Origin of the sequence: uncultured Zoogloea sp. (assembly GCF_937894855.1) — a bacterium.
Taxonomy (GTDB): domain Bacteria; phylum Pseudomonadota; class Gammaproteobacteria; order Burkholderiales; family Rhodocyclaceae; genus Zoogloea; species Zoogloea oryzae.
In genome coordinates this window covers 26,796-38,737 of the sequence record NZ_CALAYQ010000038.1, presented here as the reverse complement: position 1 = coordinate 38,737, position 11,942 = coordinate 26,796, and the positions used below count along the sequence as shown (strand labels likewise).

The window sequence follows — 11,942 nt, the reverse complement described above, 5'->3', positions numbered from 1 at the left end:
GGTGAGCCAAGACGCGGCGGGCTTCCGCCCAGCCGGTCAGCCGCTTCATTCAACGAAGGGAATCACCATGAAAACCCGATCCGCCGGAGCTCTCCGGTTCGGCCTGCCGGTACTCGTCGCCGTTGCGGCGATTGTTGTGGGCGGCTGCGCCAGCACGCCCGCCCCCGTCGAACAGTTGGCCGTGTCCGCCGCCGCGGTCGGCCGCGCCGGCAGCGCCGGCGGCAGCGAGATGGCCCCCGCCGAGATGCAGATGGCGCGGGAGAAGCTCGACCTGGCCAAGCGCGCCATGGTCAGCGAGGACTTCGACAGCGCCCGCCGGTTTGCCCAGCAGGCCCAGGTGGACGCCCAGCTCGCCGAGGCCAAGTCGCGCTCGGTGAAGGCCCGCAAGGCCGCCGACGAATTGCAGGAAGGCATCCGCGTGCTGCGCGAAGAGCTCGGCCGCAAGAACAAATGATTGCCCAGACTAAAGGAACGACCATGACTGAAAAACGGATTTTCGCGATGACCCTCGTCGCGCTGGCCACCCTGGCCGGCTGTAGCTCGACGCCCCCGAAGAACGCGCTGCTGGACCAGGCGCGGAGCGACTACCAGATCGCCGAGGCGAATCCCCAGGCCCGCGAGTTTGCGGCGGGCGAGATGAAGCAGGCCGGCGACGCCCTGAAGCTGGCCGATGAGGCGTCGATGCGCGGCGACAAGCCGGCCGACGTGGATCACCTGGCCTACCTGGCCAAGCAGCGGGTGGCGATCGCCCAGGAGACCGGCAACCAGAAGGCCGCCGAGAAGGCTGTCGCCGGTGCCGAGGGCGCCCGCGACAAGGTGCGCCTGGCGGCCCGCACCACCGAAGCCGACATGGCCCATCGCAGCGCCGACAGCGCCCGCATGGCCACCGGCGATGCCCAGGCCCGCAACCGCGAGCTGGAGAGCCAGCTGAAGGCCCTCAACGCCCGCCAGACCCCCCGCGGCATGGTGGTGACCATCGGCGACGTGCTCTTCGACACCGACCGGGCCGAGATCCGGTCGGGTGGCCGGCGCAACATGGAGAAGCTGGCGGCCTTCCTGAAGGCCAACCCGGAGCGCAAGGCGATGATCGAAGGCTTTACCGACAGCACCGGCAGCGACGTCCACAACCGGGAACTCTCCGGCCGACGTGCCGATGCGGTGATGGGGGCGTTGGTGGAGATGGGTATCGGCAGCTCGCGCCTCTCGGCCCACGGCTATGGCGAGGCCTATCCGGTGGCCGGCAACGGCAGCATCGGCGGCCGCCAGATGAACCGTCGGGTGGAGGTGGTGCTGTCGGATGAGAACGGCAACATCCCGGCCCGCTGAGCCGGTGCCCGCCGGCGCCTTGGGGTGTCGGCGGGGGATGTTCCGGGCAGCCCCGGGGATTCAGTGGCGTGGCGGGCGGAGGTTGCCCTCCCAGCCGCAGCCCATCGCCGTGCATCGGTATCGCCGGACCGCGCCGAAGAGGCCGCGCAGCACATCCACGAAGCGGCGCGGCACCCGGTAGGCGGAGCTGTCGCAGCGGGGGCATTCGCGGTCGAGCCAGTCTTCGGTGGCGTCCTTGCCGGGCTTCACAGGGGCGGCGCGGCGACGGGGGCGGCCAGACTGCCGCCTTCGTCTTCCCACACCTTCAGCGGCGTCCGCGGGCGCCGGGCCTGCCGGGCGCTCAGGCGCTCGGCCATCTGGGTTGCAAAGGGGGAGAGGCTGACGGGGCCGTCGACCGGCCCCGCCCGGGGGGTGAAACGCATGAATGTGTTCATGACCACAATCCTTCCATGTAATTGCCGGCCCGCCTGGGCCCGTGCCGTGCCATGCGCGGGGCGTGCTGCGAGGCCCCCGCATGGCGCGAACGGGTCAGGACGGGCTTTTCGGCGGTGAATCCTTGTTGGCGTCCTCGAACTTCTTGAGCTGCGCCTCGGCTTCGTCCTTGGTGATCCCGTAGGCTTCCTGGATCTTGCCGGACAGGTCGTCGCGCTTGCCGGCGATCACGTCCAGGTGGTCGTCGGTGAGCTTGCCCCACTGCGCCTTGACCTTGCCCTTGAATTGCTTCCAGTTACCTTCAACGATGTCCCAGTTCATTTTCGACTCCTTGTGTTGATCTGCCGGACGGCGGAATTGCCGGCCGGACGCGCCGTTCAGCGCCGGCTCATCAGAAAGCCGATGAGAAAGCCGGCGACTGCGGCACCCCCCAGCACCTGCCAGGGGTTTTCCTTCACGTAGGTCTGGGTGACGTCGGCCGCCACGCGGGCCTTGTGGGCCATCCGGTTGCGGGTGTCGTCGTAGCGGGAGCGGGCCTCGCCCATCGCCTCGTGGAGGCTCGCGCGGGCCGCGGCGTAGCCTTCCGCCGTGGTGTTGGCGGCGTCGGTCATCAGCTCGTCGGCGCGGCCGGCGGCGTGCTTCACGTCATTCACGAAGCCGGACCGGCGGCTGTCGCCGGTGTCCTGCAGAGCGGTGGTTTCGGTGGTCATGATGTCTCCTGCTGCAAATGGATTGAGTGAGGGGCGATCGGCGCCGGGGGTTTGGGCCACGGGCTCCTCTGGCTGCATCGTGGCCCTGGCGGTACCCGATGTCGGTGCGCCAACGTACGCAGCGGCGTACCGGGGCCTTGGTTCGGTAGCGCACAGACCCGCCGGCCCTTCCTGCGCACACTGGGCTGCAACCCTGGAAAGGACGCCCATCATGTTGATCACCTTCAAATCCGCCGCCTCCGGCGACCTCATCACCTTCGAGAAGAACGCCCGCCAGATGCTGAAAGTCCTCGGCAAGGACCGGGACGACGGCCAGGGCATCTTCACCGTGGAACAGCTGCCGGCGGCCATCGCCTGCCTGCGCCGGGCCATCGCCGACGACGTGGCGACCTACACCGTCAAGGCCGCCGACGCGCCCCAGTCGATGGCCGACGAAGGCGAAGGCGTGAGCTTCCACCAGCGTGCGGTGCCGCTGCTCGACATGCTGGAACGGGCGGCTGCCGACGGCGTGCCGGTCACCTGGGGCGTTTAGGCCGGAAACCGGGGCGGGCCTGCGTGCGCTACCGCCCCGACACGGGGCGACGATCGGCCCACGCTCCAGCGGGTCGATCCCCACGGCGCCGACCCCCGGCGCCGGTTACCCGGAGGCCTCCCGTGCCGTCAACCGTCGCTGCCAACCGCCTGCTCGAAGCCCTGCCGGCCACCGACCGCGGGCGTCTGCTGGATCACTGCGAGCCCGTCGAACTGCGTTTTGCGGAGATCCTTGCCGAAGCCGGCGAGCCGATCCGCGAGGTGTGGTTTCCCATCCGCTGCGCCATCGTCCAGGTGGCCCGGATCGACGGCCACGCCAATCTGGAAGTCGGGCTGGTGGGCGACGAGGGAGCCCTCGGGGCCTCGCTGGTGCTGGATGTGGCGGAATCGCCCCAGCAGGCGCTGGTGCAGGAGCCGGGTGAGGCGCTGCGCATCGAGGCCAGCCGCTTTCGCCGGGAGCTGGCGCGCAGCCCGGCGCTGACCCGGGTGCTGCGCCATTACATCCACGCCCAGATGGGCCAGCTGGCTCAGACCGCCGGCTGCACCCGCTTTCATGTGGTCGAGGCGCGCCTCGCCCGCTGGCTGCTGATGACCCAGGACCGCGCCCATTCCAGCCAGTTTCATCTCACCCACGAGTTCCTGGCCAACGTGCTGGGGGTGCGCCGGGTGGGCATCACCCGCGCCGCCACCACGTTGCAGAACCGCCGGCTGATCCGCTACGCCCGGGGCGACATCACGGTGACCGACCGGGCCGGCCTGGAGGCCGCGGCCTGTGGCTGCTACGCCGCCGACAAGGTCTGCTACCAGCGCAGCATGGCGATGCCCGTCGCTGCCCGAACCCAACCGCAACCGTGAATCACCCTCTGCCATGACTTACTGCGTTGGCATCATGCTCGACACCGGACTGGTCTTCGCGTCCGACTCCCGGACCCACGCGGGCGTCGACAACTTTGCCCGCTTCTGCAAGATGACCGTCTTCGAGCGCCCCGGCGACCGGGTGCTGGTGCTGCTCAGTTCCGGCAGCCTGGCCGGCACCCAGGCGGTGATCAGCCTGCTCAAGCAGCGCAACGAGCGGGCCGAGGGCGCCACCCTGTGGCAGGCGGCGTCGATGTTCGACGCGGCCATGCTGGTCTCCGACGCCATGCGCGACGTGGACCGCCGCGACGGGGAATACCTGGAGGAGACCGGCTTCAACGCCTCCTTCATCTTCGGCGGCCAGATCGCCGGCGGGCCGCCCCACCTGTTCCGCATCTACGCCGAGGGCAACTTCATCGAAGCCAGCCTCGAGACGCCCTACCTGCAGACCGGCGAGACGAAGTACGGCAAGCCGGTCATCGACTGGGGCATCACCCGCGCCACCGGCCTCAACGACGCCGCCAAGTGCGTGCTGGTGTCCTTCGATTCGACGATGCGCAGCAACCTGTCGGTGGGCATGCCCATCGACCTGATCTGCTACCAGCGCAACCGCCTCGAAGTGCGCATGCGCCGCCGTTTCGACGAGGGCGACGGCTACTTCGCCCGGCTTGGCGACGAATGGAGCGCCGGCACCCGCGAAGTGTTCCGCCGCCTGCCCCGGCTGGACTGGTGATGACCGGGCCGGCCCCCGGCGTGGTGGTCACCTGCGAGCACGGGGGCAACCACATCCCGGCCCTGTACCGCGCCCTCTTCGGCGACCTGCAGGCCGCGCTGGCCAGCCACCGGGGTTTCGACCCCGGCGCCCTGGAGATGGCCGAAGACCTGGCCCGGGCCTTTGGCGCGCCGCTGGTGTCGTCCACCGTCAGCCGCCTGCTGGTGGACCTGAACCGCTCGGTGGGTCACCCGCGGCTGCATGCCGGCCCCGTCCGCAGCCTGGGCGAGGGGCAGAAGGCCGAGATCCTGGCGCGCTTCTACCGCCCCTACCGCAGCCGCGCCGAGCAGGCCATCCGCACCGCCATCGCCGAACACGGCGCGGTGCTCCACCTGTCGTCCCACAGCTTCACGCCGGAACTGGACGGCAAGCGCCGCAGCGCCGACATCGGCCTGCTCTACGACCCCCGGCGACCCGGCGAAGCCGCCCTGTGCGAGCGCTGGAAGGCCGCCCTCGGCGCCCGCCTGCCGGCGCTCAACATCCGCCGCAACTACCCCTACGCCGGCAAGGGCGACGGCCTGACCGCCTGGCTGCGCCAGCGCCTGTCGCCCGAGTGCTACGTGGGCGTGGAGCTTGAAGTGAATCAGCAGCACATCCTCGGCACGGGCAGCCATTGGCCCGCCCTGCGCGAGGCCATCGTCACCGCGCTGCGCGACGCCCTCGCCGGCGACGCGCCCCCCGCGCCGCGCTGACCCGTTCCATCGCCCCCTTCCCCCAGGAGCCCGCCATGAAGATCCGCATCGGTTTCGACCTGATCTACGATTGTCCCCAGCCCACCCCGATGATCCTGACGCTCACCGTCCACGCCTCCCGGGTGGCCGATCTCATCACCCCCGACCTCCTGGTCACCGAGCCGGCGGTGCCGGTCACCGCCTACCGGGACACCTTCGGCAACTGGTGCTCGCGGCTGCTCGCCCCCAAGGGCACGCTGCGCCTGACGACGGATGCCCTCATCCACGACAGCGGGCTGCCCGACGTCGTGGTGCCCAACGCCCGCCAGACGCCGGTGACCGAGCTGCCCGACGAGACGCTGCTGTTTCTGCTGGGCAGCCGCTACTGCGAGACGGACCGCCTGACCGACGTGGCCTGGAAGCTGTTCGGCCACACGCCGCCGGGCTGGGCGCGGGTGCAGGCGGTGTGCGACCACGTGCACAGCCACATCGCCTTCGGCTACGAGCACGCCCGCCACACCAAGACCGCCTGGGACGTGTTCCACGAGCGGGTCGGCGTGTGCCGGGATTACGCCCACCTGGCGATCACCTTCTGCCGCTGCCTGAACATTCCGGCGCGCTACTGCACCGGCTACCTGGGCGACATGGGGATGCCGCCGCCCTACGGCCCGATGGATTTTGCCGGCTGGTTCGAGGTGTGGCTCGACGGCCACTGGTACACCTTCGATGCCCGCAACAACACGCCGCGCATCGGCCGGGTGCTCATCGCCCGGGGGCGCGACGCGGCCGACGTGGCGATCAGCAACACCTTCGGGCCCAACGCCCTGAAGCGCTTCATCGTGCGCACCGACGAGGTGCCGGAGAGCGTGCCACCCTGGCCGGCTGTCTGATCCGCTGAAATGCCCGCGGGGGCTCGCTGCTACTGCAGCGTGTCGAGCCCCCGCGGTGCGCCGGTGGCCTGCTTGGCGCCGGCCTTCTGGCGGGGCCGGCCCTTCTCGGCCACTTCCACCACCACGATGCGGCATTCCCGGCGGGCCTCGTCGGCCACCGCCTCGATCCGCACCAGCACCTCCGGCCGCTGGGCAGTGGCCATCAGGGCGATCTCGCACTTGTTGCGGACCTTGCCGCCGAGCACCTCATCCACGAAGGCGTTGAACTCGGGCAGGAAGGCCGGCTTGACGAAGGCGCCGAAGCGCAGGCGCCCCATCTGCGAACGCTTGATGCCGAGCAGGATCGCCCCCGCCAGGTTGATCTGCAGGATGGTGCCCTGGTTGTCGAGGGTGAAATAGCCCACCGGCGCGAAGTCGTAGAGGTCGGCGTATTTCTCCCGCAGGGCGTCGGCCTCGTCGTAGGCCTGGCGGAGCTCCTCGTTGTGCATCTCCAGCTCGATCTGGTGCACCTGCAGCTCGTGGAGCAGGTGGGCGGTGTCCCACGGCATGCTGCCGTCGGTTGCCGGGCTGGTCAGCTTGAGGCGGGCTTCGGCGCGCTGGCGCAGGGTGGCCGGGTTGGGGCGGGCGCGCCGGGTGGCGAGGCTCGCCGCCATCAGGCGGAGCAGGCGCTGGTATTCGGCGCGCACGATGGCGTAGCACTCGCAGGCCCGCGACTCCAGCCCAGCCCGGTCGAGCACCGTGATGTGGCCGCGGCGATACTGGATCAGGCCGGCGGACTGGAGCTTGCAGGCGGCCTCGGTGACGCCTTCGCGGCGCACCCCGAGGAGGTTGGAGATCGTCTCCTGGGTGACGTCGAGCTGCATGCCGGCGATCTGGTCGAGGTTGCGGAGCAACCACCGGCACAGCTGCTGGTCGACGGTGTGGTGCCGGTTGCACAGCACGCTCTGGGCCATCTCGGTCATCAGGGCCTGGGTGTAGCACAGGGACATCCGCCGCAGGTTGCCGCCCTGGTTGAGCTCCCAGCTCATCAGCTCGGCCCGCAGGCGGTAGGCGCCGCCGGCGTGCTGGACGACGATCCGGTAGTTGGCGGTGTCGCCGCCGAGGACCAGCGGAATGCCGATCAGCCCGTCGTTGCCGGTCATCGCCAGCTCCACCGACGAGCCATCCTTGAGGCTGGAGATCAGCGAGAAGATGCAGGTGGTCGGAAAATACACGCTGGTCAGATCGTCCCCCGATTCGAGGATCGTCTGGCCGGCGGTGAGGCTCACGAACTCCAGGTCGTCCGCCAGCCTGGCGTATTCCTCCGGAAGCAGCGCCGCCAGGATGCGGTTCTGTCGCGCACCGTCAAAGATGTTGTCGGGCATTCGCCCCTCCTGCCTGTGGAAGCCTGCCGTGAATGGGTGCGCGGAAGTGCCATCGCAGTCGATTCAGCTTAGTCCAAAAAGCGTATTGGCTACGTGCGGTGGCCCACATATGACCACGGCACGTCCGGCAGGGGGCGGAGGTCAGTTTTCCAGCAGGCTGCGCAGCACGTAGGGCAGGATGCCGCCGTTGCGGTAGTAATCCACCTCCACCGGGGTGTCGATGCGCAGCAGGAGGGGAATGTCACGGGTGGCGCCGTCGGGGCGGCGGATCTTCAGGGTCACGCTCTGGCGGGGGGCGATGCCGGCCTCCAGGCCCGACAGGTCGAACACCTCGTCGCCGCGGATGCCCAGGCTGGTGGCGTCGCTGCCGGCGGCAAACTGCAGGGGCAGCACGCCCATGCCCACCAGGTTGGAGCGGTGGATGCGCTCGAAGCTCTTCGCCACCACGGCCTTCACGCCGAGCAGCCGGGTGCCCTTGGCGGCCCAGTCGCGGCTGGAGCCGGTGCCGTACTCGTCGCCGGCGAAGATCACGGTGGGGGTGCCGGCGGCCACGTAATCCATCGCGGCGTCGAAGATCGTCTTGAGGGCGCCGCCGGGCTGGGCGAGGGTCAGCCCGCCTTCCACCGGCCGGCCGTCCTGGTCGGGCGGCAGCATGAGGTTGCGGATGCGCACGTTGGCGAAGGTGCCGCGCATCATCACCTCGTGGTGGCCGCGGCGCGAGCCGTAGCTGTTGAACTCGTCGGGGGTGACGCCATGGGCCTGCAGCCAGCGCCCGGCGGGGGAGCTGGCCTTGATCGAGCCGGCCGGGCTGATGTGGTCGGTGGTCACCGAATCGCCGAAGATCGCCAGCGCCCGGGCGCCGCGGATCGATGGGATGGGCGCGGGGGTCATCCCGAAGTCGTCGAAGAAGGGCGGCTCGGCGATGTAGGTGGAGGTGCCCCAGCCGTAGCTGTGGCCGGTGCTGGTGGCGATGGCGTTCCACAGGGGGTTGCCGGTGGCGAAGTCGGCGTACAGGCGGCGGTAGGTTTCGGGCCGGGTGGCGCTGGCGATGGCGGCGCCCACTTCTTCCTGGGTGGGCCAGATGTCGCGCAGGAACACCGGCTGGCCGTCGCTGCCGGTGCCGAGGGGCTCGGTGTCCAGGTCGATGCCGACCCGTCCGGCCAGGGCGAAGGCCACCACCAGCGGCGGGCTCATCAGGAAGTTGGCCTTGATGGCCGGGTGGATGCGGGCCTCGAAGTTGCGGTTGCCCGACAGCACCGAGGCGCAGATCAGATCGTGGCCGGTGACCACGCCTTCGAGCTCGGGCGCCAGCGGGCCGGCGTTGCCGATGCAGGTGGTGCAGCCGTAGGCCACCACGCGAAAACCCAGGGCTTCCAGCGGCTCGATGAGGCCGGCCTTGCCGAGGTAGTCGGTGACCACCCGCGAGCCGGGGGCGAGGGAGGTCTTGATGTGGGGCGCGACCCGCAGCCCGCGGGCCACCGCCTTCTGGGCGAGCAGGCCGGCGGCGAGCATCACGCCGGGGTTGGAGGTGTTGGTGCACGAGGTGATGGCGGCGATCAGCACGTCGCCGTGGGCGACGCGGGTGCCGTCGGCAAGGGGGGCTGCGGCGTCGCCCTGATCGGCTGGCTTGCCGTAGCCGCCCTCCCCGGCCGGCGCCGCCAGCAGCTGGGCGAAGCGGCTCTTGAGGGCCGGGAGGGCGATGCGGTCCTGGGGTCGGCCGGGGCCGGCGACGCTGGGCACGACGCTGGCGAGGTCCAGTTCGAGCTGGGCGCTGTAGTCGATCTCGCCGGTGCGCGGCATGCCGAACAGGCCCTGGGCCTGGTAGTAGCGCACGAAGGTGTCCACCTCCTCGTCGCTGCGCCCGGTGGCGGCGAGGTAGGCGGCGGTGACTTCGTCGGGCGGGAAGAAGCCCATCGTCGCGCCGTACTCCGGCGCCATGTTGGCGAGGGTGGCCCGGTCCGGCAGGGTGAGGGAGGCCGCGCCGTCGCCGAAGAACTCGACGAACTTGCCGACCACCCGGGCCTTGCGCAGCATCTCGGTGACCGCCAGCACCAGATCGGTGGCGGTGACGCCTTCGCGCAGCCGGCCGGCCAGATGCACGCCGACCACGTCCGGGGTGAGGATGTACACCGGCTGGCCGAGCATGCCGGCCTCCGCCTCGATGCCGCCCACGCCCCAGCCCACCACGCCGAGGGCGTTGATCATGGTGGTGTGGGAGTCGGTGCCCACCAGGGTGTCCGGGTAGTACAGGTCGTCATCGTGGATCACACCGCGGGCCAGGTATTCGAGATTCACCTGGTGCACGATGCCGATGCCCGGCGGCACCACGCGGAAGGTGTCGAAGGCCTGCATGCCCCACTTGATGAAGCGGTAGCGCTCGGCATTGCGGGCGAATTCGAGGCGCATGTTGAGGTCGAGGGCGTCGCCTTCGCGGTAGTGATCCACCTGCACCGAGTGGTCCACCACCAGATCGACCGGCACCCGCGGCTCGACCACCCGCGGGTTCTTGCCGAAGCGCCGGGCCACGTCGCGCATGGCGGCCAGATCGCACAGCAGCGGCACGCCGGTGAAATCCTGCAGCACGATGCGGGCGACCACGAAGGGGATCTCGTCGGTGCGTTCGGCGCGGGGCTGCCAGCTGGCCAGCCGGCGCACGTCGGCCTCGGTGATGCGCCGGCCGTCGAGGTTGCGCAGCAGGGATTCGAGGATGATCCGCAGCGACACCGGCAGGCGTCCCAGGCGCGGAAAGCCGGCGTCGGCCAGGGCGGGCAGCGAATGGAAGCGGCCGCTGCGGCCGGCGGCGAGGAAGAAGCGGTTCAGGGTATGAAAGGGGTTGGCGGACATGGCGTTCTCCTGGTGACGCCGCCGCCCGGACTGCGGGGCGGTGGGAACGCCGGCACGGCCCGACAGGGCGCGGGGGGTGGTATGGAACTACACTCAGGTATGACCCCTGCCATCCGGCATCGTTCGTCCAACCGGGAGATTGTCATGCCGCGCCCGACCCGCACCGAAACCGACGCCTTCGGCCCCATCGAGGTGGCCGCCGACGCCCTGTGGGGCGCCCAGACCCAGCGCTCCCTGCATCACTTCGCGATCTCCACCGAACGCATGCCGGTGCCGCTGATCCGCGCGCTGGCTGAGGTCAAGCGCGCCTGCGCCCGGGTCAATGGCGAGCTGGGCCTGCTGCCGGCCGACAAGGCCGCGGCCATCATCGCCGCCGCCGACGAGGTGCTCGCCGGCGATCACCCGGATGCCTTTCCTCTGTCGGTGTGGCAGACCGGATCGGGCACCCAGACCAACATGAACATCAATGAGGTGCTGGCCAACCGCGCCTCCGAGATCCTCGGCGGCGTGCGCGGCATGGGGCGGCTGATCCACCCCAACGATCACGTGAACCTCGGCCAGTCGTCCAACGACGTGTTTCCCACCGCCATGCACGTGGCGGCGGTGGCCACCCTGCGTGGCGCGCTGCTGCCGGCGTTGCGGGCGCTGGCGACGACGCTGGTTTCCAAGGCGGTGGCGTTCGCCGACATCGTGAAGATCGGCCGCACCCATCTGCAGGACGCCACGCCGCTCACCGTCGGGCAGGAGATGTCGGGCTGGGTGGCCCAGCTCGATCACGCCGCCCGGGGCATCGAGGCGAGCCTGCCGGCGCTGGAGGAGCTGGCCATCGGCGGCACCGCGGTGGGCACCGGGCTCAACGCGCCGCCGGGTTTTGGCGAGCGGGTGGCGGCCGAGCTGGCCGTGCGCTGCGGCCTGCCCCTGCGCAGCGCGCCCAACAAGTTTGCCGCGCTGGCCGCCAACGACGGGCTGGTGGCGGCCCACGGGGCGCTCAAGACCCTGGCCGTGGCGCTGATGAAGATCGCCAACGACGTGCGCTGGCTGGCATCCGGGCCGCGCTCGGGGCTGGGCGAGCTGGTGATCCCGGAGAACGAGCCGGGCAGCTCGATCATGCCCGGCAAGGTGAACCCGACCCAGTGCGAGGCGCTGACGATGGTGTGCTGCCAGGTGTTCGGCAACGACGTGGCGATCACCGTGGGCGGGGCGTCGGGCAACTTCGAGCTGAACGTCTTCAAGCCGCTCATCGCCCACAACTTTCTGGCGAGCGTGCGCCTGCTGGCCGATGCGATGGCCAGCTTCGACGCCCACTGCGCCCGGGGCATCGAGGTGAATCGCCCGCGGGTGGCGGAGCTTGTTTCGCGTTCGTTGATGCTGGTGACGGCCCTCAGCCCGCACATCGGCTACGACCGCGCCGCGGCCATCGCCAAGCACGCCCACCACGCCGGCCTCACCCTGCGCGAGGCGGCGCTGGCGCTGGGCGACGTGACCGGCGAGGAGTTCGACGCCTGGGTGCGGGCCGAGGCGATGACCGGCCCGGAGGCTTGAGGCGG

The 11,942-nt window shown here is 70.3% G+C and carries 14 protein-coding genes; 8 read left to right on the top strand and 6 right to left on the bottom strand.

Annotation, left to right across the window (positions count from 1 at the left end; genetic code table 11):
- Positions 1-67: 67 nt before the first annotated feature.
- A complete protein-coding gene (locus Q0672_RS05375) occupies positions 68-454 on the top strand; it encodes a DUF4398 domain-containing protein (protein ID WP_298620506.1) in 387 nt (128 codons plus the stop codon).
- A gap of 23 nt (positions 455-477) precedes the next feature.
- The gene (locus Q0672_RS05370) at positions 478-1,326 is read left to right on the top strand and encodes an OmpA family protein (protein ID WP_153162254.1); all 849 of its coding nucleotides are present in this window, start codon (positions 478-480) and stop codon (positions 1,324-1,326) included.
- 60 nt (positions 1,327-1,386) lie between these two features.
- Here Q0672_RS05370 and Q0672_RS05365 read toward each other — a convergent pair whose 3' ends face one another.
- The 4 genes from Q0672_RS05365 to Q0672_RS05350 form a co-directional block, all read right to left on the bottom strand.
- Positions 1,387-1,575, bottom strand: coding sequence for a hypothetical protein (locus Q0672_RS05365; RefSeq protein WP_153162252.1), 189 nt, complete (start codon positions 1,573-1,575; stop codon positions 1,387-1,389).
- Entirely contained in the window at positions 1,572-1,760 is a 189-nt protein-coding gene (locus tag Q0672_RS05360; RefSeq protein ID WP_153162251.1) for a hypothetical protein, read from the bottom strand. The genes Q0672_RS05365 and Q0672_RS05360 overlap by 4 nt, the downstream gene beginning before the upstream one ends.
- A 94-nt stretch (positions 1,761-1,854) precedes the next feature.
- Positions 1,855-2,079, bottom strand: a complete 225-nt coding sequence (locus Q0672_RS05355) for a CsbD family protein (RefSeq protein ID WP_153162249.1) — start codon at positions 2,077-2,079, stop codon at positions 1,855-1,857.
- A gap of 56 nt (positions 2,080-2,135) precedes the next feature.
- Positions 2,136-2,468, bottom strand: a complete 333-nt coding sequence (locus Q0672_RS05350) for a YqjD family protein (protein ID WP_153162248.1) — start codon at positions 2,466-2,468, stop codon at positions 2,136-2,138.
- 211 nt (positions 2,469-2,679) lie between these two features.
- Here Q0672_RS05350 and Q0672_RS05345 point away from each other — a divergent pair, with 211 nt between their 5' ends.
- The 5 genes from Q0672_RS05345 (at position 2,680) to Q0672_RS05325 (ending at position 6,187) form a co-directional block, all read left to right on the top strand.
- Positions 2,680-3,000, top strand: coding sequence for a DUF1840 domain-containing protein (locus tag Q0672_RS05345; protein ID WP_298620503.1), 321 nt, complete (start codon positions 2,680-2,682; stop codon positions 2,998-3,000).
- A gap of 122 nt (positions 3,001-3,122) precedes the next feature.
- Positions 3,123-3,854 carry a Crp/Fnr family transcriptional regulator gene (locus Q0672_RS05340; RefSeq protein ID WP_298620501.1) on the top strand — a complete coding sequence of 244 codons (732 nt, stop codon included), beginning with the start codon at positions 3,123-3,125 and terminating at the stop codon, positions 3,852-3,854.
- A gap of 13 nt (positions 3,855-3,867) precedes the next feature.
- Positions 3,868-4,587 carry a peptidase gene (locus tag Q0672_RS05335; RefSeq protein ID WP_298620499.1) on the top strand — a complete coding sequence of 240 codons (720 nt, stop codon included), beginning with the start codon at positions 3,868-3,870 and terminating at the stop codon, positions 4,585-4,587.
- Positions 4,587-5,318: an N-formylglutamate amidohydrolase gene (locus Q0672_RS05330; RefSeq protein ID WP_298620497.1), complete on the top strand. Its 732-nt coding sequence runs from the start codon at positions 4,587-4,589 to the stop codon at positions 5,316-5,318. Before Q0672_RS05335 ends, Q0672_RS05330 begins: the two co-directional genes overlap by 1 nt.
- A gap of 35 nt (positions 5,319-5,353) precedes the next feature.
- Complete coding sequence (locus tag Q0672_RS05325; RefSeq protein ID WP_298620495.1) at positions 5,354-6,187, top strand: transglutaminase family protein; 834 nt, start codon at positions 5,354-5,356, stop codon at positions 6,185-6,187.
- A 29-nt stretch (positions 6,188-6,216) separates the two neighbouring features.
- Here Q0672_RS05325 and Q0672_RS05320 read toward each other — a convergent pair whose 3' ends face one another.
- Together Q0672_RS05320 and acnA are read right to left on the bottom strand one after the other, a co-directional pair.
- Positions 6,217-7,551 (bottom strand): helix-turn-helix domain-containing protein, encoded by a 1,335-nt coding sequence (locus Q0672_RS05320; RefSeq protein WP_298620493.1) that lies wholly within the window; start codon positions 7,549-7,551, stop codon positions 6,217-6,219.
- A 141-nt stretch (positions 7,552-7,692) separates the two neighbouring features.
- Complete coding sequence (gene acnA, locus Q0672_RS05315) at positions 7,693-10,395, bottom strand: aconitate hydratase AcnA (RefSeq protein ID WP_298620491.1); 2,703 nt, start codon at positions 10,393-10,395, stop codon at positions 7,693-7,695.
- A 144-nt stretch (positions 10,396-10,539) separates the two neighbouring features.
- On the opposite strand from acnA, the gene fumC reads away from it, so the two are divergent.
- A complete protein-coding gene (gene fumC / locus Q0672_RS05310; RefSeq protein WP_298620489.1) occupies positions 10,540-11,937 on the top strand; it encodes a class II fumarate hydratase in 1,398 nt (465 codons plus the stop codon).
- The last annotated feature ends 5 nt before the right edge of the window (positions 11,938-11,942 follow it).